Source organism: Mesorhizobium sp. 2RAF45 (assembly GCF_052115225.1).
Classification (GTDB): Bacteria; Pseudomonadota; Alphaproteobacteria; order Rhizobiales; family Rhizobiaceae; genus Mesorhizobium; species Mesorhizobium jarvisii.
Genome location: NZ_JBFRGG010000003.1, coordinates 416558 through 441018, shown reverse-complemented (window position 1 = coordinate 441018; position 24461 = coordinate 416558). Strand labels below are relative to the sequence as shown.

21 protein-coding genes and 1 pseudogene are annotated in these 24461 nt (G+C 64.3%); 7 read left to right on the top strand and 15 right to left on the bottom strand.

Annotated features, from left to right (window positions below):
• Positions 1–11: 11 nt before the first annotated feature.
• The 7 genes from AB4Z43_RS11575 to AB4Z43_RS11545 all read right to left on the bottom strand — a co-directional run bounded on the left by AB4Z43_RS11575 (position 12) and on the right by AB4Z43_RS11545 (position 7929).
• A complete protein-coding gene (locus AB4Z43_RS11575) occupies positions 12–950 on the bottom strand; it encodes an alpha/beta hydrolase (RefSeq protein ID WP_441937499.1) in 939 nt (312 codons plus the stop codon).
• A 216-nt stretch (positions 951–1166) separates the two neighbouring features.
• Complete coding sequence (locus tag AB4Z43_RS11570; RefSeq protein WP_032932615.1) at positions 1167–1949, bottom strand: carnitinyl-CoA dehydratase; 783 nt, start codon at positions 1947–1949, stop codon at positions 1167–1169.
• Positions 1942–4020, bottom strand: a complete 2079-nt coding sequence (locus tag AB4Z43_RS11565; RefSeq protein WP_027047642.1) for an acetate--CoA ligase family protein — start codon at positions 4018–4020, stop codon at positions 1942–1944. Before AB4Z43_RS11565 ends, AB4Z43_RS11570 begins: the two co-directional genes overlap by 8 nt.
• An 82-nt stretch (positions 4021–4102) precedes the next feature.
• Positions 4103–5266, bottom strand: coding sequence for an acyl-CoA dehydrogenase family protein (locus tag AB4Z43_RS11560; protein WP_019862645.1), 1164 nt, complete (start codon positions 5264–5266; stop codon positions 4103–4105).
• Between the two features lie 4 nt (positions 5267–5270).
• Positions 5271–6365 carry a carnitine 3-dehydrogenase gene (locus AB4Z43_RS11555; RefSeq protein WP_019862643.1) on the bottom strand — a complete coding sequence of 365 codons (1095 nt, stop codon included), beginning with the start codon at positions 6363–6365 and terminating at the stop codon, positions 5271–5273.
• A complete protein-coding gene (locus AB4Z43_RS11550; RefSeq protein ID WP_019862641.1) occupies positions 6362–6991 on the bottom strand; it encodes an HD domain-containing protein in 630 nt (209 codons plus the stop codon). Before AB4Z43_RS11550 ends, AB4Z43_RS11555 begins: the two co-directional genes overlap by 4 nt.
• A 14-nt stretch (positions 6992–7005) precedes the next feature.
• Entirely contained in the window at positions 7006–7929 is a 924-nt protein-coding gene (locus AB4Z43_RS11545) for a 3-keto-5-aminohexanoate cleavage protein (RefSeq protein WP_032933947.1), read from the bottom strand.
• Positions 7930–8008: 79 nt separating this feature from the next.
• Between AB4Z43_RS11545 and AB4Z43_RS11540 the strand changes: the two genes are divergently transcribed.
• A complete protein-coding gene (locus tag AB4Z43_RS11540; protein WP_064985393.1) occupies positions 8009–8989 on the top strand; it encodes a GlxA family transcriptional regulator in 981 nt (326 codons plus the stop codon).
• 14 nt (positions 8990–9003) lie between these two features.
• On the opposite strand, the gene AB4Z43_RS11535 is transcribed toward AB4Z43_RS11540, so the two are convergent.
• The 3 genes from AB4Z43_RS11535 to xylA form a co-directional block, all read right to left on the bottom strand.
• Positions 9004–9207 (bottom strand): hypothetical protein, encoded by a 204-nt coding sequence (locus AB4Z43_RS11535; protein ID WP_019862638.1) that lies wholly within the window; start codon positions 9205–9207, stop codon positions 9004–9006.
• 226 nt (positions 9208–9433) lie between these two features.
• Complete coding sequence (locus tag AB4Z43_RS11530; protein WP_223217824.1) at positions 9434–9646, bottom strand: hypothetical protein; 213 nt, start codon at positions 9644–9646, stop codon at positions 9434–9436.
• Positions 9647–9735: 89 nt separating this feature from the next.
• Positions 9736–11061: a xylose isomerase gene (xylA, locus tag AB4Z43_RS11525; protein WP_038651459.1), complete on the bottom strand. Its 1326-nt coding sequence runs from the start codon at positions 11059–11061 to the stop codon at positions 9736–9738.
• A gap of 136 nt (positions 11062–11197) precedes the next feature.
• Here xylA and AB4Z43_RS11520 point away from each other — a divergent pair, with 136 nt between their 5' ends.
• Positions 11198–11560 carry a nuclear transport factor 2 family protein gene (locus AB4Z43_RS11520; protein WP_019862634.1) on the top strand — a complete coding sequence of 121 codons (363 nt, stop codon included), beginning with the start codon at positions 11198–11200 and terminating at the stop codon, positions 11558–11560.
• Positions 11561–11592: 32 nt separating this feature from the next.
• Here AB4Z43_RS11520 and xylB read toward each other — a convergent pair whose 3' ends face one another.
• Together xylB and AB4Z43_RS11510 are read right to left on the bottom strand one after the other, a co-directional pair.
• On the bottom strand, positions 11593–13047 hold the full coding sequence (gene xylB / locus AB4Z43_RS11515; protein WP_441937494.1) for a xylulokinase: 1455 nt from the start codon (positions 13045–13047) through the stop codon (positions 11593–11595).
• Positions 13048–13128: 81 nt separating this feature from the next.
• Entirely contained in the window at positions 13129–14451 is a 1323-nt protein-coding gene (locus tag AB4Z43_RS11510) for a tetratricopeptide repeat protein (protein ID WP_019862632.1), read from the bottom strand.
• Between the two features lie 227 nt (positions 14452–14678).
• Between AB4Z43_RS11510 and AB4Z43_RS11505 the strand changes: the two are divergent.
• Positions 14679–17513 (top strand): annotated as a pseudogene (locus AB4Z43_RS11505) (autotransporter family protein).
• Positions 17514–17562: 49 nt separating this feature from the next.
• On the opposite strand, the gene AB4Z43_RS11500 reads toward AB4Z43_RS11505, so the two are convergent.
• Complete coding sequence (locus AB4Z43_RS11500) at positions 17563–18186, bottom strand: LysE family translocator (protein ID WP_019862631.1); 624 nt, start codon at positions 18184–18186, stop codon at positions 17563–17565.
• A 156-nt stretch (positions 18187–18342) separates the two neighbouring features.
• Entirely contained in the window at positions 18343–18624 is a 282-nt protein-coding gene (locus AB4Z43_RS11495) for a hypothetical protein (RefSeq protein WP_167470444.1), read from the bottom strand.
• An 80-nt stretch (positions 18625–18704) separates the two neighbouring features.
• Between AB4Z43_RS11495 and AB4Z43_RS11490 the strand changes: the two genes are divergently transcribed.
• From AB4Z43_RS11490 to AB4Z43_RS11475, 4 genes are all read left to right on the top strand, one after another.
• Positions 18705–19472, top strand: coding sequence for a L,D-transpeptidase (locus AB4Z43_RS11490; RefSeq protein WP_441937491.1), 768 nt, complete (start codon positions 18705–18707; stop codon positions 19470–19472).
• Between the two features lie 166 nt (positions 19473–19638).
• A complete protein-coding gene (locus AB4Z43_RS11485; RefSeq protein ID WP_441937489.1) occupies positions 19639–20805 on the top strand; it encodes a diphosphate--fructose-6-phosphate 1-phosphotransferase in 1167 nt (388 codons plus the stop codon).
• Between the two features lie 35 nt (positions 20806–20840).
• Positions 20841–21560 carry an MBL fold metallo-hydrolase gene (locus AB4Z43_RS11480; protein ID WP_441937759.1) on the top strand — a complete coding sequence of 240 codons (720 nt, stop codon included), beginning with the start codon at positions 20841–20843 and terminating at the stop codon, positions 21558–21560.
• A 196-nt stretch (positions 21561–21756) separates the two neighbouring features.
• On the top strand, positions 21757–23298 hold the full coding sequence (locus tag AB4Z43_RS11475; protein WP_441937487.1) for a DegQ family serine endoprotease: 1542 nt from the start codon (positions 21757–21759) through the stop codon (positions 23296–23298).
• A gap of 200 nt (positions 23299–23498) precedes the next feature.
• On the opposite strand, the gene coaA is transcribed toward AB4Z43_RS11475, so the two are convergent.
• Complete coding sequence (coaA, locus tag AB4Z43_RS11470; protein ID WP_019862624.1) at positions 23499–24458, bottom strand: type I pantothenate kinase; 960 nt, start codon at positions 24456–24458, stop codon at positions 23499–23501.
• Positions 24459–24461 lie beyond the last annotated feature (3 nt).

Sequence of the window (24461 nt, the reverse complement as noted above, 5' to 3'; positions counted from 1 at the left end):
CGGGAAACCGCTTACCAGAGCCAGGCGCCTCGTCCAAGTGCGGCGACCGCGTCGACGATCCGCGTGAAACTTTCGCGGGCGCGCCCGACCGTGTGCCGGGCCCTGAGATAGCCGTGCACCAGACCCGGTTCCTCGAACCAGGTGGCCCGCCCGCCTGCCGCGACGATGCGGTCACGATAGGCCTCGCCGTCCGAAGACAGCGGGTCGCACTCAGCGGTGACCAGCACTGTCGCCGGCAGCTTGGCGAAGTCGGTGTCGGCAAGCGGCGCCAGCGTGGCATCGCCGCTGCGATCCTGCCCGCCGGTGCGGATATGCTTGTAGAATTCGAGATCGCGCATGGTCAGCATCGGCGCTTCGGCATGTGTCACATACGAACCCTTCGAGCGGTCGCCGCCGAGGCCGGGATAGATCAGCACCTGGCCTGCCGGCCGTTTCGCATGGCCGCGCGTTGCGTGCGCAGTGGCGGCGCAGAGATTGCCGCCGGCGCTGTCGCCGCAAAGCAGGATGGGTCGGTCGTGGGTGGAGGCAGCCCATGCGAAAGCGCTCATGGCGTCGTCAAAGGCGGCCGGATGCAGATGCTCCGGCGCCAGCCGGTAATCGACGGAGACAATTTCGTAGCCAGTGCGGGCGCAGAGCTCGGCGCAGACGTCGTCATGGCTGTCCAGCCCGCCAAGGATGAAGCCGCCGCCATGGATGTAGAGCACTGTCGCCGCCGGTTGCGGGGCGCTTCGGTAGGTGCGGATCGGGATATTGTGCGTTGGTGTTGCAATGGCCGAGGTTTCGACCGTCACGCCCTGGGGATAGCCGGCAAAGAATTCCCGGCACATACGGTCATAGATCTCGCGCTGCTGCGCGATCGTGTAGTCGATCGTATCGGGCGGATAATAGGAATTGGTCCGCTCGATGAAGGCCCAGGTCTCTGCGTCGATGAGTTTTGTGTAATCGGTCATGCTGGACACGCCGACTGCAAAGGTCGAGCCCAGTCACCCCCCTCTGTCCTGCCGGACATCTCCCCCGCAAGGGGAGAGATTAGCAACTTTGATCGCGGCGCTTTTCTTGCGGCGCCTGTGATTGGCGAAAGCAGAGATAACATCCGATCTCCCCCCTTGCGGGGGAGATGCCCGGCAGGGCAGAGGGGGGTGCTTCGCGCTGTCATCTCCGCGGAGTCACTTCCCCTTCCACACCGGATCGCGCTTTTCGGCGAAGGCGCGGAAACCTTCCATATTGTCTTCCGACCCATACAGCGCATCGACGGTCGCCAACTGGCGGCGCGTCACCTTGTTCATGGCGTCCTGAAAGGTCAGCGCTTCGGCCACGCGCGCGGTCTCCTTGATCGCGGCGAAGACCAGCGGCGGGCCGCTGGCGAGCAGGCGGGCGATCTCCCAGACGCGGTCCTCGAGCTTTTCCTTGGGCAGCACTTCGTTGACCAGGCCCCAGCGATGCGCCTCAGCGACATCCATCCAGCGGCCGGTGAGCAGAAGGTCCATGGCGACATGATAGGGAATGCGCTTCGGCAGCTTGATCGTCGCCGCGTCGGCCAGCGTGCCGGCACGGATTTCGGGCAGCGCGAAAGAGGAGTGGTCAGAGGCGTAGATGAGGTCACAGGACAGCGCCAGTTCGAAGCCGCCACCCACCGCCATGCCGTTGACGCAAGCGATGACCGGCTTGTTCAAGTCGCGCAATTCCTGCAGGCCGGCAAAGCCGCCGACGCCATAGTCGCCGTCGACCGCGTCGCCGCCGGCGGCGGCCTTCAGGTCCCAGCCGGCGCAGAAGAACTTGTCGCCGGCTGTCTTGACGATGGCGACGCGCAGTTCCGGATCGTCGCGGAACGCCTTGAAGGTTTGCCCCATCAGCCGCGAAGTCTTCAGGTCGATGGCGTTGGCCTTGGGCCGGTCGAGCGTGACCTCGAGGATCGAGCCTTCGCGGCGCGTCGAAATGACGTCAGACATTCTTGTTCTCTCCCAGCACCAGCAGCGCGTCGGCGATCCAGGCACCCTTGCCTTCGACGCAGACGATCAGCGGGTTGATGTCGAGTTCCTCGATCTCGCCGGCATTCTTCTGCACGAAGCCGGCAATGCCCGCGATGGCGTCGATGGCGGCCGCGACATCGGCCTTCGGCCGGCCGCGATAGCCTTCGAGCAGCGGGAACAGCTTCAGGCCGCGCAAAGCCGCCTCGATGTCGTCGCGGGTCGCCGGCAGCATCAGCGTGACGCTGTCGCGCAGCAATTCGACCAGCACGCCGCCAGTGCCCAGTGTCATGACAGCGCCGAACATCGGATCCCTGGTGAAGCCGACGATCAGTTCGGCGACGCCGTCGCGCACCATGCGCTCGACATAGAGGCCGGTGCCGAGCGGCAGCAGATCATGCGCCGCCGTGCTGACGGATTCGGCGTCCTTGAGATTGAGCCGGACGGCGCCGACCTCGGATTTATGGGTGACGCCCAGCGCCTTCAGCGCCACGGGAAAGCCGAGCGCCATCGAGGAGATCACCGCCTCGACCGCATTGCCGGCGCGCTCGCCCTTGGGCACCGGAAGCCCGGCCTTGATCAGCCGCGCCTTGGCTTCGGCTTCGTCTGGCGTGACATGCTCACCGCCGGCAGCACCTGCAGCGGATGTGTCGACCGGCTGCGCCTGCGGTTCAGCCCATGCCCAGCCGATGAAGGCCGCTGCACCTGCGGCATCCATGGCCTCGGAAATGCCGAACAAGGGCACCATGCCGCGCGCCATCAGTTCGGCGGTGTATTCCTCGGGCAGGTTCTCCGGCAGCGAGGAGACGATCGCGCCATGCGCCCTGTTGGTCTTCAGCGCCGATTCGAAGGCGCGCAGCGTCGCCCACCAGTCGGTGACCGAACAGCGGTCGGGGCGCGGAAAGTCGAGCACCAGCATGTTGAGGTCGAAACCGCCCGACACCATGGCGGTGAAGGTGGCGGTCATCGCCGGCTCGTTGTTCCAGATGAAGGTGTGATAGTCCAACGGATTGGCGACCGCGACCAGCGGCCCGAGCGTCGACTTGACATGGGCGCGATGGCTCTCGGTCAGAACCGGGAAATTGACCCAGCGGCCTTCGGCGCTGTCGGCCATGACGGAGGCCTCGCCGCCCGAACAGCTCATCGACGACAGCCTGTAGCCGGGCAGCGGCCCGGTGATGTGCAGCAGCTTCAGCGCCTCGATGAAGGCGGGGATGGAATCGACGCGCGCAATGCCGAGCCGCCTCAGGAAGGCACCCGAGGCCGCGTCCGAGCCGGCCAGTGAGGCGGTGTGCGAAACGGTCGCCTGCCGCGCCTGTTCGGAGCGGCCGACCTTCATGGCGATGATAGGCTTTTTCAGTTCGCGTGCGCGCGCCGCCAGCCGCTCGAAGCCGGCTACCGAATCGAAGGCCTCGATGTGCAGGCCGAGCGATGTCACCCGCTCATCCTCGATCAGGCCGAGCGCCATTTCGGAGAGGCCGGTCTGCGCCTGGTTGCCGGCGGTCATCAGGAAGGCGATCGGCAGGCCGCGCTTCTGCATCGTCATGTTGATGGCGATGTTGGAGGACTGGGTGATGATGGCGACACCCTTGCCGCCCTCCTCCAGCCGGATGCCGCCATGCTGGTCAGGCCACAAAAGCGCGCCGTCGGCATAGTTGATCAGGCCGTAGCAATTCGGCCCGATGATCGGCATCTCGCCAGCGGCCGAGACCAATTCGGCCTGCAGCCGCTCGCCGTCATCGTCATAGGCTTCGGTCTCGAGGAAGCCGGCGGCAAAGCAGACGGCGCCGCCGGCGCCGCGTTCGGCCAGCGCCTTGACGACCTCGATGGTCAGATGCCGGTTGACGCCGACAAAGGCGGCATCCGGCGCGCCGGGCAGATCGGCGACGGACCGGTAGGCCTTACGTCCGGCAACCTCGTCCTTGGTCGGGTGCACCGGCCAGATCTCGCCGGCAAAACCCATCTTGATCGATTGCGCGACGACGGCGGCGGCCTGCACGCCACCGAAGACGGCGATCGATTTCGGGCGCAGGAGACGTTCGAGTTTATGCATGGTCATCTTTTCGTTTGAGCATCTCAGGACAAACGATCTCGTTTGCCCGACAAAACCGAATCTCGGCTTTGGGGATCATGCTCTAAGCACCGAACGGACGCAGCAGCGCCCGCGAAATAATATGTCGCTGAATCTCCGACGTGCCCTCCCAGATGCGTTCGACGCGAGCGTCGCGCCAGATGCGCTCCAGCGGCAGGTCGTCCATCAGCCCCATGCCGCCATGGATCTGGATCGCCTCGTCGGCAACGTATGCGAGCATTTCGGTGGCCTTCAGCTTGGCCATGGCCATGTCCTGGTCGGTGACGGTGCCTTGATCGTACTTCCAGCCGGCTTCGAAGACCATGAGGTCGGCGGCCTTCAATTCGGTCGCCATGTCGGCGAGCTTGAACGACACGCCCTGAAACTTGCCGATCTGCTGGCCGAATTGCTGGCGCTGCGCGGCATACTCCACCGCATGGCCGAGCGCCCGCTCGGCGCGGCCGAGACAGGTGGCGCCAACCTGCAGGCGCGTGGCGCCCAGCCAGGAATTGGCAACATCGAAGCCCTTGTGCACTTCGCCGAGAACCTGGCTTGCCGGCAGCCGGCAATCGTCGAATTCGAGGATGGCGTTGGTGTAGCCGCGGTGGGAGACGTTGCGGTAGCCATCGCGCACCGTGAAACCCTTGGTGCCCTTGTCGACAAAGAAGGCGGTGATCTTCTTGCGCTTGCCACGCGGCGAATCCTCTTCGCCGGACGCCATGAAGACGATGGCGAAATCAGCGAGATCGGCGTGAGAGATAAAATGCTTGGTGCCGTTGAGCACCCAGTCATCGCCGTCCTGCACGGCTGACGCCTTCATGCCGCGCAAATCGGAGCCGGCGCCAGGCTCGGTCATCGCCAGGCAGTCCCATTTCTCGCCACGGATGCAAGGAAACAGATATTTTTCGCGCTGCTCGGGGGTGCCGGCCAGGAGGATGTTGGAAGGCCGCGCGACGCAGGTCCAGTGCAGCGCATAATTGGCGCGGCCGAGTTCCTTTTCGTAGAGCAGCCAGGTCACCGTATCGAGACCCGCGCCGCCGACGTCCGCCGGCATGTTGGCGGCATAGAGCCCGGCCTCGATCGCCTTGGCCTTGATCTCCTCGATCAGCTCGCGGCGCAGCACGCCGGTGCGCTCGACCTCGCGCTCATGCGGATAAAGCTCGTTCTCGACGAAGGCGCGCGTCGTCTCGACGATGAGTTTTTGTTCCTCCGAAAGACCGAAATCCATGGCCTCAGCCCTTCTTCTTTTTCTTCGGCTTCTCCGCCTTCTTCACCGGCTTGGAGGCCTTGGCCTTCTCGGCGGCCGTGGAAGCCGTCGGCTTCTTCGCCGCCAGCTTGGCCAGCTGCTTCGTATAATCCTTATGCAGCGCGCCGGCGCCCCAGCCCTTGCCCTTGTTCTGCTTCGACAGCGCATCCATGATCGCGACAAGATTGTCGTCGCGGATCTTTTCCAGCTCGCGGATCGACAGGCCATGCGCCTGGTCGTCCGACTGGGTGGCGATCAGGTCGACCAGCTCGTCGTTGAATTCCGGCACGTCCATCAGCTTGGTCCACGGCCATTTCAGGCACGGCCCGAACTGCGCCATGAAGTGGCGCATGCCGGCCTCGCCGCCGGCGACGCGGTAGACCTGGAACATGCCCATCTGCGCCCAGCGCAGGCCGAAACCGTAGCGCATGATGTCGTCGAGTTCCTCGACCGTGCAGATGCCGTCCTTGATCAGCCACAGCGCCTCGCGCCAGGCTGCTTCCAGCAGGCGGTCGCCGACGAAGGCCTCGATCTCCTTGCGGATGACGACAGGCTTCATGCCGATCGAGGCATAGATCTCCTTGGCGACCTCGATGGCCTCGGGAAAGGTCTGCTCGCCGCCGACGATTTCGACCAACGGCAGGAGATAGACCGGGTTGAACGGATGGCCGACGACCAGCCGCTCCGGGTGCTTCTTCATCGCCACCTGCATGTCGGTCGGCTTGATGCCGGAGGTCGAGGAGCCGACAATCGCGTTGGCCGGCGCATGGGCGTCGATCTCGGCCAGCACCTTGTGCTTGAGATCGAGACGCTCCGGCACGCTTTCCTGGATGAAATCGGCATCGGCGACCGCCTCGGCAATGGTCTTGGCGAAGGTGAGCTTGCCCTCTTTCGGCAAGCCGCCGGGCACCATCTGCTTGTAGGCGCGGCGCGCGCCCTTCATCACTTCCGAGACCTTGCGCGAGGCTTCGGGATCGGGATCGAAGATCGACACGTCGATACCGTTGAGCAGCAACCGCGCCACCCAGCCGGCGCCGATGACACCGCCGCCAATGGCGGCCGCCTTGTTGATGATGCTCACGCGGAAGCTCCGGTTCTTGTCCTGGCTGTTTCGGGATCGACGAGAGGCACGCGCTCGCCGGCGCGGATCACGGCCGGGTCGTAAGCCTTGCGGGCAAAGACCTCGAGCACGAAGGGTCGGAAGAAGTCGATCGGCAGCGTCTCGTAATCGGGATCGAAGCTCGACTGGTCCCAGCGCTCGCAAAACTGGTCGCAATCGTCGAAATAGGCGTGGCCGGCAAAGCGATCGCGCGCATGGCGGTTGCCGCCGAGATGATGGGCGTAGTAGAGCCGCTGGAAGTCACCGTGCTTTTCCACCACCCAGGTGCATTGCTCGCGCACGAAGGGCTTCAGGATCGAAGCGGCGTATTCGTCGTGATTGTAGGGCGCGTAGATGTCGCCGATATCATGCAGCAGCGCGCAGGCGATCCAGTCGGTGTCGGCGCCGTCGCGCCAGGCGCGCGTCGCCGCCTGCAGCGAATGGCCGAGCCGGGTGATCTTGTAGCCGGACAGCCCCTCGTCGAGCTGGACCAGCGCGTCGAGCAGCCGCTCGCCGGTTTTGGCGGCATAGTCGATTTCATGGGCGGTCAGGAACTCGTAATCGTCCCTGTCGCCATCCTTCATCGCGGTGAACTTGACGGTAGCCATGATCAGACCCCGTTTTACGCCGCGGCTGCGATCGGCGCCCGCTTGGTCAGGTTGAGCTTCTTGCGCACTTCCTCCGGCCCCAAGATCCGGGCGCCGAGATTGGTGACGATGCTGGCGGCGCGCTCGACCAGCTGCGCGTTGGTGGCCAGCACGCCCTTGTCGAGCCAGAGATTGTCTTCCAGACCGACGCGGACGTTGCCGCCGGCGAGCACGGCCGCGGCGGCATAGGCCATCTGGTTACGGCCGATGGCGAAGGCCGACCAATTCCAGGTCGACGGCACATTGTTGACCATTGCCATGAAGGTGTTGAGATCGTCGGGCGCGCCCCACGGCACGCCCATGCAGAGCTGCACCAGCGCATCGGGGTTAAGCACCTTTTCCTCGACCAGTTGCTTGGCGAACCAGAGGTGGCCGGTGTCGAAAGCCTCGATCTCCGGCTTGACGCCGAGCGCCGTCATCATGCCGCCCATGGCGCGCAGCATGCCGGGCGTATTGGTCATGACATAGTCGGCTTCGGCGAAGTTCATGGTACCGCAGTCGAGCGTGCAGATTTCCGGCAGGCACTGGCGCACATGTTCCATGCGGTTGGTGGCGCCGCCCATGTCGGTGCCCTTTTCGTTGAGCGGAAGCGGCGCTTCCGGCGAGCCGAACACCATGTCGCCGCCCATGCCGGCGGTGAGGTTGAGCACCACGTCGACATTCGCGTCGCGGATGCGCTCGGTCACTTCGCGGTAGAGATGCACATCGCGCCTGGGTTTGCCGGTCTCAGGGTCGCGGACATGGCAGTGGACGATTGCCGCGCCGGCCTTGGCCGCGTCGATGGCCGAATCGGCGATCTGCTTGGGCGAACGCGGCACATGCGGAGAGCGATCCTGCGAACCGCCGGATCCGGTCACGGCACAGGTAATGAAGACCTCACGGTTCATCGCAAGCGGCATGGAATTCTCCTCCCAATCGAAACAGAAGCAAAGCATTGCGCGACTTGCACGCGACTGTTTTGCGCTTTACGAAGGCTGCATGCCAAAAAACGAAAAAACGACAATCTTTCGCGCCGAGCAGTCGCCGCTCAAGGTGACGTTGCTGGTGTTTTCCGGGGCATCCATCATGTGCGTGGCGTGCGCCGTCGATCCGCTGCGCGCCGCCAACCGCATCGCCGGCGAAACCCTGTTCGACTTCAAGCTGGTTTCGGTAACCGGGGAGGCGCCGGTCACGACATGCGGCCTGCCCGTGGCGGTCAGCGGCCGATTCGATGCGACGGAACCAACCGATGTCCTGGTCGTGGTCGCGGGCTTCGGCACGCAGAACTATGCCACGTCTGCCTTGCTCGCCGGGCTGCGCCGCGCGGCGCGGTCGGCCCGCGCCTGCGGCGGCGTCGAGGCGGGCACCTGGCTGGTGGCGCGCGCCGGCTTGCTGGAAGGGCGCAGCGCCACCACCCATTGGGAAGACATGGAAGATTTTTCGTCGGCCTTTCCCGGCGTAGACGTGCGCCCCGATCGATACATCATCGATGGGCCGGTGTTCACCACGGGCGGCGCATCACCGACCCTGGACCTGATGCTGCACCTGATTCGCACCCGGCTCGGCATGGCCGTTGCGCTCGATGTGGCAAGCGCATTCATCTACGATCAGGCGCGCGTGGCGACGGATGCGCAACCGCTGGTCTCGCTTGGTCGGCTCGATGGCTACGATCCACGCCTGGCGCAGGCCATCCGGCTGATGGAAGCGCATGTCGATCAGCCGCTGACCATCGAAGCAATAGCCAAGCGTGCCGGCGTGACGGCGCGCACCCTGGAAAGCATCTTCCGCAAGTCGATTGGCGAGACGCCGGGCGCCTATTATCTGAGGCTGCGGCTAGGGGCCGCGCGCCGGCTGGTGGTCGACACGCGCGTGGCCATGGCGGATATTGCCGGGCGGACGGGATTCTCGTCCGCCGCGGCATTTTCCAGAGCGTTTTCAAGAGCTTTTGGCGAAGCCCCGGTCAGGTTGCGCCGGGGCTAAGTCAGTTCAGGGAATCAAGCAGCGTTCTGGCGATCGCTGCCGGCGTCGATCTGCGAGCGCATCTGTCTCACCAGCCGGACTTCAAAACGGTTGCTGACGGCGCGATCCCATTGGTTTTTCACGTCGTCGGTCGGCCGCGGCAGCGCCATCAGCCGGTCGATGATCGATCCGGTCTCCCCAGATGAGAGCAGGGCGTCGATTTCGCGTTCGTGCTGCATATCGGTTCGCCTCCTTCCTTTTCACCCGCCACAGGCCCCTCTTATACGAGATACGTGACGGCAGTTTGAAGGCAAGAGCGAGGTCATTGAGGGGCGGCCAAGGGCAAAACCTTGTCGCCGGATGAGCGCTTCGGCGCAAAGCCGTTCCGCGCGCCAAAACCCGAGTCAGGAAGATCAGCCGGGCCGTTTCACGAACAGCACGGTGGCGAAGCCGCTGTCCCATTCATCATCGGGATAGCGGTCTTTTTCGGATGTAGCCGACCGCCTTGTAGACATTGCGGGTGCGCTCGTTGAACGTGTCGGTCTCGACATAGCGCCGCGCCGATGCCTGGGTGACGTGCGGCAGCCAGGTGCCTTCAAAGGTTTCCCGCAGCGCCTGTGTCAAGGCTGCGACGTCGCCCGCCTGCGCCTTGCGCACCGTGATCCGCCCGTTTGCCATCGTCATCTCCCTTAGGAAGAGCGGATTAGCAAAAGGCGATCACGGCGGCTTTCGGCCACATCGGGCAGCTGTCTGTCCAGCGTCCGCCCTCAGACGTAGCGGTTGACGATGTTTTCCAGCAATTCCTGACGGCCGGAGCGCGGCTGCGGTTCGATCTTCTTCTTGACCACGCGCTCGGCGATGTCCTCGAGCGTGCGCTTGCCCGACAGCATTGCCTTGCCCTCTGCCGTGTTCCAGCCGGCATAGCGCTCGGCCAGCGGCGCCGACAGCGCCTTGTCCTCGACCATGCGGGCCGCGGCCTTGAGGCCGCGCGCACAAGAATCCATGCCGCCGATATGGCCGATCAGCAGGTCCTGCGGGTCGAGCGACTGGCGACGCAACTTGGCGTCGAAATTGGTGCCGCCGGTCTTGAAACCACCGGCCTGCAGGACCTGGTAGTAGGCCAGCGCCATTTCCGGCACGTTGTTGGGGAACTGGTCGGTGTCCCAGCCCGACTGGTAGTCGTTGCGGTTCATGTCGATCGAACCGAAGACGCCAAGCGCATTGGCGAGCGCCAGCTCGTGCTCGAAGGAATGGCCGGCGAGGATGGCGTGGCCCTGCTCGATGTTGAGTTTTACTTCCTTCTCCAGGCCGAAGCGCTTGAGGAAGCCATAGACCGTGGCGACGTCATAGTCGTACTGATGCTTTGTCGGCTCCTGCGGCTTTGGCTCGATCAGGATGGTGCCCTTGAAGCCGATCTTGTGCTTGTAGTCGACGACGAGGCTGAGGAAGCGGCCGGCCTGTTCCTGCTCGCGGGCAAGGTCGGTGTTGAGCAGCGTCTCATAGCCTTCGCGCCCGCCCCACAGCACATAGTTCTCACCCTTCAGCCGCTTGGTGACGTCGATGCAGCTCTTCACCGTCGCCGCCGCATAGGCAAAGACATCCGGATCGGGGTTGGTGGCGGCGCCCGACATGAAGCGGCGATGCGAAAAAAGGTTTGCCGTGCCCCAGAGCAGCTTGACCCCGGTCTGCTTCATCTTGCCGGCGAAATAGTCCGCGATCTCGTCGAGGCGGGCGGCACTTTCTGAAAAGTCCTTGCCCTCGGGCCGGACATCGGCGTCGTGGAAGCAGAAATAGGGCGCGCCGAGCAGCGAGAACATCTCGAACGCAACATCGGCCTTGAGCTTCGCCAGTTCCATCGTGTCGATGCCGCCGGCCTTGGGGAACCAGGGGCGATCGAAGGTCTGGCCGCCGAACGGGTCGCCACCCGGCCAGGCAAAGGAGTGCCAATAGGCGACGGCGAAGCGAAGATGGTCTTCCAGCCGTTTGCCGGCGACGACCTCGTCAGGATTGTAGAAGCGGTAGGCCAGCGGATTGGTCGAATCCGGCCCCTCATATTTGATCTTCTGAATGTCGCCGAAAAATCCGCTGCTCATGATTTCTGTCCTCTCTCGAATAGTTCGCCCTGATTACCTCAGGTAATTCGCCTTGATTACCTCAGGCGTAATTGGTTTCGCACTGCCGTGGGGTGAAAAGGGTTGCGTCAAAGCCACTCAACGAAGGAGACAGACCATGACCGACCTCAACAAAATCGCCGAGGGCTACATCACCGCCTGGAACGAAAGCGATGCCAGCCGTCGCGCCGAATTGCTGAAGGCCACGTTCACCGAAGACGTCAGCTATCGCGATCCGCTGATGCAGGGCGACGGCCATGACGGTGTCGCGGCGCTGATCGACGGCGTGCAGCAACGCTTTGCCGGCTTCCGCTTCTCGCTGAAGGGCACGCCGGACGGCTTCGCCGACAAGATCCGCTTCTCCTGGAACCTCGGGCCTGAAGGCGTTCCTTCGGTCATCGAAGGCACCGATATCGGCGTCATCGAAAACGGCCGCCTGAAGAGCATCACCGGCTTCCTCGACAAGGTCCCGGCGCAGTGAGGCCGGAAGTCGCGGCGTGGGCGAGAAATCGTTCACGCCGTGGCACCCCTGATTGCCGGATAGAGCGTCCGGTAGCGATGATAGGCATCGGCGTAGGCGCCGCCGAGCTTGGCATCCGGTTCGATCGTGGCATCCGTCCTTGGGGCGGAGCAGACGGCCAGCGGATCGGCACCCGTCGCCGCGATCAGGCCGAGCCTGGCGGCACCGAAGGCGGCGCCGAAATCGCCGTCGGCGGGAATATCCACCGGCACCTGCAGCGCGGTGGCGATCGATTTCAGCCAGTAGCGCGAGCGTGAGCCGCCGCCGATCGCCGTCACCCGCGTCAATGTGGTGCCGGCTGTCTTCAGGGCTTCGAGACTGTCGCGGAAGGCGAAGGCGACGCCTTCGAGCACCGCCTGCGTCAGGACTGCCCGGCTCGATTCATGCGCCAGCCCGGTGAAGGAACCGCGAATGGCGGAATCATTGTGCGGCGTGCGCTCGCCCGAGAGGTAGGGCAGGAAGGATACACCGGTCGGCGCCTTCAGCGCGTCGCCGAGTTCAGCGGTCAGTTCACCCGCGCCCTTTCCAGTGATCTCCGACAGCCAGTTGAGCGAATCGGTCGCCGACAGGATGACGCCCATCTGGTGCCAGGTGTCGGGCAGCGCATGGCAGAAGGTGTGGACGGCACTTGCCGGGTTGGGCAGATAGGACGCGTTGGCGGCAAACAGCACGCCCGACGTGCCGAGAGAGACAAAGGCATGGCCAGCGCCGACCGTGCCCATGCCGCAGGCCGAGGCTGCATTGTCGCCGGCGCCACCGGCAATCGGGATGCCGGCCTCGACGCCCCATTTCGATGCCAATTCGCTGCGCAAACCGCCGGCCTTCTCGGTGCCTTCGACCAGGGACGGCATCTGCTTCTCGTCGAGCGATGTTGCCGCCAGCAATTCGGCCGACCAGCGGCGCTTGCCGACATCGAGCCAGGACGTGCCCGCTGAGTCCGACATTTCGGAAATGTGGTCGCCAGTCAGCCAAAGCCGCAGGAAATCCTTCGGCAGCAGCACCTTGGCCACTTTGGCGAAGACGGCGGGTTCGTTGTTCTTCACCCAGGCGAGCTTGGGCGCGGTGAAGCCGGGGAAAACGATGTTGCCGGTGAGCTTGCGGAAGCGCGGATCGGCGTCGAGCGCTGCTGCCTCGACATGGCTGCGCGTGTCGTTCCACAGGATGCAGGGGCGCAGCACATGATCAGCCGCATCGAGCAAGGTCGCGCCGTGCATCTGGCCGGACAGGCCGATGCCTTTCACCGCCGCGAACTGCCTGGGGTGCGAAGCCTTGAGTTCGGCGATCGCGTCTTCGCAGGCGCGTATCCAGTGGGACGGGTCCTGTTCGGACCAGCCGGGATGCGGCCGCGAAACGTCAAGCGAACCATGGCCGGAGCCGACGACGGTCTGTCCGGCATCGATCAGCATCGCCTTGACGCCCGACGTGCCCAGGTCGAGGCCGAGATACATATCATCCTCCCATGCCAATTATTTTTTTCGGATCTCGAAAAAATCTGGCTGAGCAGTTTTTAAGGCAAGATCGGCTTGCGGTCAATTCTCTGACAAATCGGCCGCGCGTCGCGCAAGCAGCACAGACAGCGGGCTATCCGGCCGCGCCATCGAACGCTCCGCCGTGAGCGCCCCGGCGAGCGCGCGGTCACCGGCCCGCAAGGCCGCTTCGATCAGCGTCAGGTCGATGACGTCGCGCTGTGCGTGGCTGCCGCCGAAGCGGTTGGCGATCGCCCGGATCGGCCGGATCAGGTGCACGGCCTCGCTGTAGTTGCCCTCGCCGAACGCCTTGATTGCCAGCGTCAGTGGATGGCCGACATCCCGCGTGAAAGCGACGTTGTCGCCGCCGCCATGCATCGCCTCGCGTTGCGCCTCGAGCAAGGCAAGGGCGGGTCCGTCGAGCCCGGCGCCAACGAAGGCCATCATCGCATGCGCATCGTTGAAGGCATAATCGCCGGCGCCGGCCTTGGGCCAATTGGCGGCGAGCGCCGTCCAGCGGTCACCGACATCGATGCCGCCGAGATGCAGCCGCCACAGGATTGCCGACGCATCGACCATGTTCAACGCCATCGCCGATGGCGTGCCATAGATCGGTCCGTCATAGAGCGCCAGCACCTGGTCGATCTCGCCGAGATCGTAGTGGAACAGCGCCAGGTGCCACCAATTGTGCACCTGCAGGAAGCTCTCCTTTGTCCAGGCTTCGGGATTGGCGCGCATCCAGGCGATACCGTCCTTTTGCCGGCTTTGCATTTCCATGACATGGGCGACCGCATGTTGCGCCCAGCCGTCGCGCGGCTCGATCTCGACCGCCGCGCGACCAAGCTTTTCGGCCCTGGTATAGTCCCCCATTTCCTCCAGCCCGAAGGCCTGCATGCCGAGGATGGCGTGGTAGCCCGGCATGCCGCTCTGCCATGACGGCAAGGCGCGGGCGATGCGATCACGCAGCATGCGGGCATTGCCGGTGAAGAAATCGATCTGGTGCCCGACCTGCAGCGCCAGCGCGTCGAGCGGGGTCTGGATGGCGATATCCTCGAGGATCCTGGCGGCGTCATGCCAGCGCCCGTTGGCGAGGTGGCCGAGGGCCAGAACATGCGCCGCTTCGCGCGCCGTCGCGGCAAGCGGCAGCGCCGCCTCGTGGCAAGCCCTGGCCACCGCCGTCGCGTCGCGCTCGGTGGCAAGGCCGAAGAGATAGCCCTTGAAGACATGCGCCATGACGAAACCGGGATCCGCCGATATGGCACTGTCGACGGAAGCGACGGGATCGCCGATGAAGCACAGCAGTTCACGCACGGCCTGGCTGTAGGGCGTGAACCCCGCTTCGGTGGCGCCCGAAAATGTCAGGCCGAATGTGTCCCTGATTGCCATGCAACATCCCTCTGATCGACCTGGAACAAGCCCCGGACCCTTCGGGCCAAGGCGATCTTAAATCATGGGCCACGGACGTGCCAATCGTGCACTGCATAAGGTCTATGCCAGCAGCCTTTGCAGTTCATCAACCATGGAATGCAGATTAGGCTTTGTAAAATCGAACGAATTGTGGCTTCATTGCGGCGCGGCGAAGGGCTTGTAATCGCGATCTGAGAGGGGACGCGATGCGGCATTTTGAAATACAGCGTCCGAACAGCCGTTCGGAAAACGTTGATGAGTCGATTTCTTTGTTGTGGCGAAAACCACGGCAAATCCATCCATGGTTTATTAGCTTACTTGCAACTACCACGCTTGTGTTGCTGCCGAATTCCGCGGCCCTGGCGGCCTGCGTGCTGGTTCCGTCGGCTGGAAATACCACCTTCACCTGCGATAGCGGCGATTCGGGCGGCGGCCTTACCGATACAAGCGGCGACAACACGCTGACCTTTCCCGCCGGCGGCACCGGGCAGGTGAGCGGCAACGTCACCTTCGGCGCCGGTACGGATCGCATCGACATGCAGTCCGGCACCATTACCGGTACGGTCAACCAGGGCGACGGCACGGATTTCTTCACGATCGGCGGCGGCACCGTCTCCGGCAATGTCCAGCAGGGCGCCGGCATCGACGATTTCAACATGAGCGGCGGCCAGATCGGATCGCTCAACCAGGGCGACGGACTGGACACATTCACCATGACGGGCGGACGCATCGTCGATTTCTTCGACGATGGCGACAACGCGGTGATGACCGGCGGCCGCATCGGCCGGGTCAACATGAAGCTCGACAAGAACTATTTCAACATGTCCGGCGGCACCATCGACCGCAACCTCGTCACCGGCTTCGACCAGGACACCATCATCCTCTCGGGCGGCACGATCGGCGGCAACATCAGCGTCAGCGGCGGCAATGATAGCGTGACGATATCAGGCGGCACGGTCGGCGGCGATGTGCTGATGAGCTTTGGCTCCGACAGTTTCGTCTGGAATGGCGGCGGCATCATCTATGGCGCCGTCGATCTCGGCGCCGACAACGATACCGCCAAGCTCAGCAACCTCACCAACGCCAATCTCGGCGACACGGATGCCCTGAATGGCGGCCTCGGTACCGATGCGCTGACCTTCGACAACGTCAAGCTGGAGAGTCCAGAACTGGGAAAGCATCAGCGCCACCAACGACACACAGCTGCTGCTCGACGGCAATCTCAAGCTCGGCGACAGCGGCACCGGCACGGGCTCGCTCAGCGTCGATGCTTCGAGCACGCTCTATGGCGGCGGCTTCAACGCGACGATCCAGGCCCTCACGGCAGGCCAGTTGGCGGAAGTGACCAATGCCGGGCGCATCGACCTGACCAACGGCACCACAGGCGCAACCGATCGGCTGACGATTTCGGGCAATTATGTCGGCGCCGGCGGCGTGCTGCTTGTCCAGACCGAACTCGGCGACGATTCTTCCGCGTCCGACAGGCTGGTGCTTTCGGGCGGCACGGCTTCCGGCTCGACCGGCATTTCCGTGGTCAACGCCGGCGGCGCGGGTGCCGCGACCGCTCAGGACGGCATCATGCTCGTCCAGGCAGTCAACGGCGCCACTTCCGGCGCCTCGACCTTCGCGCTCGACGGGCCAGTCGCCGCCGGCGCCTTTGAATACTATTTGTTCAAGGGCGGCGTCAGCGCCGGCAGCGAGGAGAACTGGTATCTGCGCTCGACGCTGATAACACCGACGACGCCGGCCGCGGCGCCGCCGACGGTCGAGCCCTCCCCGCCGGTGGAACCGGTGCCGCCGGCGGCCGAGCCGCCACCCCCGCCGCCATCCGAACTGCCGCCGACGCCACCGCCGAGCGAGGGCGACATCAACAATCCGCCGCTCGACCCGACACCGCCCGTGCAGGCCAGCGACCCACAACCCGAACCGCCGCCGCCGCCGCCACCGGCGCCTCCGGCGGATCCGCCACCGCCGCCACCGGTGGTGCCGACCGAAGCGCCGGCGCTTCCGGTGCCGACACTGCCCGGCCCGCCGCCTGTCCAGCCGGCGCCGCCGACACCCGGAGCGACCGCGGTGCAGGCAGCCGTGATCCCGCTCTACCGCATCGAGGTCCCGGTCTATTCGGCCTTGCCGCCGGTGGCCGAACACCTGGCGATGACGACGCTCGGCACCTTCCACGAACGGCGGGGTGAGCAAAGCCTGCTGTCGAACCCCGAGCTATCGCCGGTCTGGGGCCGCATCTATGGCCAGGACGCCAAGATGGGCTGGTCGGGAACGGTGTCGCCCTCCTTCGACGGCACGCTGTTCGGCCTCCAGGCGGGTTTCGACGTGTTCGGCCGCGACACCACCTCGGGCGGAATCGATCGCGCCGGCCTGTTCGTCGCCTATGCCAGCATGAAGGGCGATTTGCGCGGCCAGGCGCTGGGATGGAACGATCTGTCCGTCGGCAGCCTCAACGTCACCGGCACCAGCGTCGGCGGTTACTGGACCCGGATCGGCCAAAGCGGCTGGTACCTTGACGGCGTCCTCATGGCCACGTTCTTCGGCGGCCACGCGACATCGTCGCGCGACATCGGCATCGATGTCGGCGGAACAGGCGTCACCGCTTCGCTGGAAGGCGGCTATCCCATCGCGCTGGCGCAGGGCTGGACGCTCGAACCGCAGGCGCAACTGGTCTGGCGGCATCTGTCGCTCGACGACACCAACGACCGCTTCTCGTCGGTTTCCTTCGACACCAACGACAGCGTCAGCGGCCGGCTGGGTGCGCGGCTGCAGGGCGAGACCACCATCAACGGCATGGCGCTGCAACCCTACCTCAAAGCCAACATCTGGCACGATTTCAGCGGCACCAGCCATGTCAATTTCGACACCACCGACATCTCGACCGAGGGCCGGTCGACCTCCTTCGAGTTCGGCGGCGGCGTGGTCGCCAAAGTGACCGACAAGGTCAGCCTCTTCGCCACCGGCGACTACACGACCAATCTGGGCGGCGACAAGCGCCGCATCCTCGAGGCAATGTGGGCATCAGCGTGAAGTGGTGAACCACCATCCGAAACCGGTTCCGGTTCGGATGGTGGAATAAAGGGTCGCCTAGTTCCCCGAACGCATCGCCACCGTGGCGATGCCGGCGCCGACCAGTAGCGTGCCGCCGGTGCGGTTGAAGATGCGGATCGCCTTGGGATTGCGGACGACGTTTCGGGCGCGGGCCGCGACCAGCGCATAGCCGAAGGCATTGGCGAAGGCGAGCGCCAGGAAAGTCGTCTCGAAAATCAGCATCTGCGTCCAGAAATCGGCGTGCCGGTCAAGGAACTGTGGCAGGAAGGCGACGAAGAAGGTGATGCTTTTCGGGTTGAGCGCGGTGACCAGCCAGGCATGCGCCATCATCTTGGCCGAAGACACCACGTCGGTGCGCGGCTCGGCCTTCAGCGCGCCGCCGGCGCGGAACAGCTTTACGCCGAGATAGATCAGATAGCCGGCGCCGATCAGCTTCAAGATGGTGAAGACCGTCGCCGAAGCGGCGAGCAGCGCGCCAATGCCGAGCATCGACAAGGTCATGGCGGTGAAATCGCCGAGTGCCACGCCAACCGCCATCGGCAAAGCGGTACGCCAGCCCTGGCCCAGCGCATAGGACACGACCAGCAGAATCGTTGGCCCCGGAATGATGAGCAGGATGGTAGACGCGGCGGCGAAGGCGGCCCAGTTCTCGAAGGACATGTCTGTCTCCCTTGGGTTAAGGAGACGGATAAATCCTCAGCCCAGGGGCAATGTAAAGAGGCCTGATTTTTGTTTTTACGAAAATCCGGGCGGAAGACCGCCACGCACTTTCCTTGGAATTGCCGCGCCATCAATTGCGCCAAAGGCAGGTCGGCGTCAGTTCGCGCCGCTCAGCGTGCTCACGATATCGGCCAGGCTGACATCGGCACCGAGAACCAATGCGGCCGCGACAATGGCAGCGGCAAAAAGCGTGATGTCGGTTTTTAACGTCTTGCACATGGAGGCCCCTCGCTGATCGCCCGATGGGTAGGAAAGACCGGTGCCGGGATTATGACCCGGCCTGGGTCTTTTTGTGCAGGAACGCCCGGTTGCCAGTTCATTCGGCACGGTCAGGTGCCGCCAGGCCAGGCGCAAATCCAGGCAGCGCAAGGCATTCACGCTTTATCAACCATGAATGATGAAAATGCCCGCTATCCGGCCGGACCGTGCTTCCCGCCGACAGCGTAGGGTTTGGGTATATGCGTGAGTTGCCGCAAGGTCCGACGCCGCCACGATACGGCGACGCAATCGATACCGATCATCATCTTTCCCGCCGCGCTATCCTGTCCGGGGCAGGCGCGCTGGCGCTGCTCAGCGCGGCCGGCTGCTCGACGTCCGGCGGCGGCATGCCGGCGCTCGAACTCGACAATACGGTCACCGGTTCCGTGCCGCCGATGCGGCCGGCGATCAGCGTCGACAGGAATATCACCAGCCCCGACCTGATGTACGCCGCCTTGACGGACAATGGTTTCAACGTGCCTGAAGTGCCGTATCTGAAGGTCAAGCCGGAATTCCGCCGCCAGATCGTCGTCGACACGACCGGCGAGGCGCCCGGCACCATCGTCGTCCATCTCAAGGAGCGCATGCTCTATCTCGTCCAGCCGGGCGGCGACGCCATCCGCTATGGCGTCGGTATCGGCAAGGACGGCTTCCGCTGGTCCGGCCGCGCCAACATCCAGTATGGCAGGGAATGGCCTACCTGGACGCCGCCGCCGGAGATGATCCAGCGCAAGCCCGAACTGGTGAAGTGGCAGGGCGGCCAGCCAGGCGGCCTCACCAACCCGCTCGGCGCGCGCGCGCTCTACATCTACCAGGACGGCAAGGATACCGGCTACCGCATCCATGGCTCGCCCGAATGGTGGAGCATCGGCCAGGCGATGTCGTCTGGCTGCGTGCGCCTGATCAACCAGGACATCATCGACCTCTACAGCCGCGTTTCGAAGAAAAACCCGGTCGTCGTCATGTGATCGTTTTGGGCGGCTCAGGCGGCCGCTTCCATCTTCCTGTTCGCGCATGAACTTTTCCCGAAAACCCGTTTCCACTTTTCGGGATCATGCTCAAGACTCTCCCGTTGCGTGACGCGGCAAGACAGGCCAAGGTGCCTTGAAAACCATCGCTCGGGAGACGTCAGGAATGGCCGGAACTTTTGTCATCGCACAAGGCGGCGGCCCGACCGCCGTCATCAACCAGACGGTGGTCGGCGCCACGCTGGAGATCCGCAAGCGGCATCCCGGCGCCAAGGTGCTGGGTTCCATCCATGGCGTGCGCGGCATCCGTGACGGCAATTATGTCGACCTTTCGGCCATTCCCGAGGATCGGCTGCGGCTGATCGCCGGAACGCCAAGCGCGGCCCTCGGCTCGACACGCGACAAGCCGGATGCCGCCTATTGCGATGTCATCCTCAACGGCCTGAAGAAGGCCGGCGCCGACGCCTTCATCTATATCGGCGGCAACGACACGTCGGGCACGCAGCAGATCCTGACCGATGCCGCCGGCGGCTCGATCGCTTTCGTCCATGCGCCCAAAACCATCGACAATGATCTGGAGGAGAACGACCATACGCCGGGATTCATCTCGGCGGCCGAGTTCGTCGCCGGCGCCTTCCTCTCGGTCGATCTCGATTTCCGCGCTTTGCCCGGCATCTATGTCGGCATCGTGATGGGCCGGCATGCCGGCTTTCTCACGGCCGCGGCGGCTGCCTGGCAGCTCGATCCCGACAGCGGCCCGCATTTGGTCTACGTGCCGGAACGGCCATTCTCGGCCGGGGGCTTCATCGACGATGTGCGTGCCACGCTCGACCGCCACAAGCGCTGCATCGTTGCCGTGTCGGAAGGGGTGAGCACCGCCGACGGCAAGGCGCTGGTCGAAAGCCTGGTAGCGCCGGAGAAGCTCGAGCGCGACGCGCATGGCAACGTCAAATTGTCGGGCAGCGACCTGCCGGCAGCTCTCGAGCGCGCATTGGCCGAGGGCCTGCCGGGCAAGCGGGCCCGCGTCGACGCGCTCGGCTACATGCCGCGCGGCTATGTCGGCGCCATCAGCGCCGTCGACGGACAAGAGGCGTTCGATGCCGGCGCCTTCGCCGTGTCCGTCGCCGAACAGGGCGGCGGCTCCGTGGCGCTGCAATATGACGGCGCAAAGACCGTTCTGAAGAAGGTGCCGCTGAAGAACGTCGCCGGCAAGACCCGCCACATGCCTGACAATTTCATGAAGCCCGACGTCAACCAGCTGTCGGAGGCCGGCATGGCCTATCTCAAGCGGCTGGTGCCGGAAAAGTACAAGGTCGGGAAGCCTTTCGTTTGATGTCAGGCTTCCACCTGATACCGGGCTCACAAGTGATGCCGGAGTGGTTCAGCAAGAGCATCGTCGACGACAGGACGACGATGCTGACCGAGCCGTTCGTGCATGACTATGTGCGCGCCAACATCTGGCATCTGCGCGGCCGCGACGCCGACCTTTTGGTCGACACCGGGATGGGCATCTGCCCGCTGGCGCCGCAGATCGAGACGCCGCAAGGCAAACCGCTGCTGGTCGTCGCCACCCACATCCATCTCGACCATGTCGGCTCGCTGCACGAATTTGCGTGGCGGGCCGGGCCGAAGATGAGTGCGGCGCAATTCGAAAGCATGGATGAGGCGGCGACCTACGCCTACATGTTCCACGATCTCGAAGGCGCCGTGTCGAAATTGCCGGCGCCGGGCTGGAAGGCCGCCGACTACAAGATCCCCTCGGCGCCGCTGACGCGGACGCTTGATGAGGGCGACGTGATCGATCTCGGCGACCGGCAATTGCGCGTGCTGCATCTGCCCGGGCATTCGCCGGATTCGATCGCGCTTTTCGACGAGGCCGACGGGCTGTTCTTCAGCGGCGATGCCATCTACGACGACACACTGATCGACACGCTGCCGGATTCCGATCGGGCCGCCTATGCCAGCACCATGCAGCGCCTGCTCGACCTGCCGATCCGCATCGGCCATGGCGGCCACGGGCCGAGCTTCGACGGCAAGCGTATGCGCGAGATTGCGGCCGACTATCTGCGCCGGCATGACGATCCGTAAGCGCTCCCTGAATTAAATCTTCGTAAGGTCGGCCGAAAACCCTAATTCGGGCCGATCTGCACCCTAGATACCTCGGTGTCGATCCGGCCGGCCGCCATGTACGGCGAGACAGGCAATCCGGTCGTCGACACGCCGGCGGGCGCTTCTCCCAAGGTGCCCGCGGCGCCCGATCAACTCTCGCCCGGACAGAACGACCATGTCACCTCTTGGTATTCTTCGTAGGCATCGCGTCGCCGCCCTGCTGGGCGCTGCGCTGATCATCTCCCCCGTCGTCGTCTCGTTCGCCCAGAGCGCGAACAGTACCGGCGTCAGCAAGATTGTCGCGACGACCCAGACCCCAGTCGCCGGAATAACGGCCCCGAACGGCTCCTTTGCGCCGATCGTGGCGGCCGACAAGCCGGCAGTGGTCACGGTCACCACCATCATGAAGGCCCAGCCGGCAGGCGCCGATGACGGCATGCCTCTCGGCAATTCGCCGTTCGACCAGTATTTCCGCCAGTTCTTCGGTGACCAGGGCATGCCCGCTCCGCAGACGCCGCCTCAGCAGGCACAACGGGCCGAAGCGCTCGGTTCCGGCTTCATCGTCAGCGCCGACGGCACCATCGTCACCAACAACCACGTCGTCGACGGCGCCTCTTCGATCAAGGTGACGCTCGATGACGGTACCGAACTTCCCGCCAAGCTCGTCGGCCGCGATGCCAAGAACGACCTTGCCGTGCTCAAGATCAAATCCGACAAGCCCTTGCCGACGGTCAAATGGGGCGATTCCGACAGGCTGATGACCGGCGACCAGGTGCTGGCGATCGGCAATCCGTTCGGCATCGGCACCACGGTCACCGCCGGCATCGTTTCGGCACGCGGCCGCGACCTGCATAGCGGGCCGTTCGACGATTTCATCCAGATCGACGCGCCGATCAACCATGGCAATTCCGGTGGCCCGCTTGTGGATGTGAACGGCAATGTCGTCGGCATCAACACGGCGATCTATTCGCCCAATGGCGGCAGTGTCGGCGTCGGCTTCGCCATCCCGTCGGACCAGGCGCAAAAGGTCGTCGCCAAGCTGATGAAGGACGGTTCCATCCAGTACGGCTATCTCGGCGTTGAGATCCAGTCGGTGACGCCGGACGTGGCAAGCGCCATCGGGCTCGATCACCCCGGCGGCGCGCTGGTTTCCAAGGTCAATGACAGCTCGCCCGCCGCCAGCGCCGGAGTCGAGGCCGGCGACGTCATCACCGGCTTCGCCGGACAGGACGTGAAGGATCCCAAGGATCTGTCGCGGGCCGTGGCCGATGTCGCGCCCGGCGCCAAGGAAACGCTTGATGTCTGGCGCAAGGGCAAGGCGATGCAGATTTCCGTCAACGTCGGGCAAAACAGCGACGATGTTAAGACGGCATCGACCGACGATTCCGGCGCACCGAGCGCCGAGCAGGGCTCGCGCGCACCGGCGATCGGCCTCGGCCTGATGGACATCACGCCCGACATTCGCCAGGAAATGAACCTCGCCGACAATGAGCATGGCGCGGTGGTTGCGCGCGTCAATCCCGACAAGGCGGCCGCTGCTGCCGGCATTCAGCCCGGCGATGTCATCGTCGCCGTCAACCAGGCCCCGGTGAAGAGCGCCAGGCAGGTCACGCAGGCGATCGCGCAGGCGAGCAAGTCGGGCCGCAAGTCGGTGCTGCTTTTGATCGAACGCGATGGCAGCCAGATCTATGTCGCCGTGCCGTTCGCCAATGGCTGAGCCGCGATGCCGATGACATGAACGTCGAAGTGGCGGGCCTGCCGGAGGCGGGGCCGCCACCTCGGTATCTGGCTGGAGCAATTCCAGAAAAAGTGTGCGGTTTTCCCGGGAAAAGCGCGTAGCGCTTTCCCTTGGGAATTGCGCCAAAACAAAGAGTTAGAGCATTTCGCCGTTTCCATGAAACGGTGAAACGCTCCGGTCTAAAGTTTGCGCAGCGCCACTTCCTCGACCAGATGGTCGGCGCCCTTGCGCAGGATGAGGTCGGCGCGGGCGCGTGTCGGCAGGATGTTCTCGCGCAAATTCTTCAGATTGATGTTGGACCACAGGCCTTCGGCGATGGCGCGCGCCGCTTCCTCCGAAAGCTGCGAGTAGCGGTGGAAGAACGAGTCCGGATTGCGGAAGGCGGTCTCGCGCAGCCGCATGAAGCGCGCGATGTACCATTCGTGGATCAGCTTCTCGTCGGCATCGATATAGATGGCGAAGTCGAAAAAGTCGGACAGGAAGGGCACGATCTTGCCGTCCTGCGGCAACTTGCCCGGCTGCAGGACATTGATGCCTTCGAAGATCAGGATGTCGGGCCGGTCGATGGTGACGAACTCGCCGGGAATGACGTCGTAGGTGAGGTGCGAATAGACCGGCGCGCGGATATCGGGCAGCCCCGACTTGATGCCCGAGAGGAAACGTAGCAGCGCGCCGACATCGTAACTGTCGGGAAAGCCCTTGCGTTCCATCAGGTTCTCGCGGCGCAACACCTCATTGGGCAGCAGGAAACCGTCGGTGGTGATGAGATCGACCTTGGGGCTCGACGGCCAGCGCGCCAGAAGCTCCTTCAGCACGCGTGCGGTGGTCGATTTGCCGACGGCGACGGAGCCGGCGATGCCGATGATGAACGGCGTCTTGACGATATCGACGGCGTTGAAGAAAGCCTGGCGCTGCCGGAACAAGAGCTGGCTCGCCTCGACATGGGCGGACAAAAGCCGCGACAGCGACAGATAGATGCGCTTGACCTCCTCGAGGTCGACCGGATCGTTGAGCGAACGCAGGCGGCGGAACTCGTCCTCGCTCAGCGTCAGTGGTGTGTCGGCGCGGAATTGCGACCATTGCTCGGCCGAGAAGAAACGAAAGGGGGAATATTTCTCGGTTGGCGCGAGCTGATCCATCGA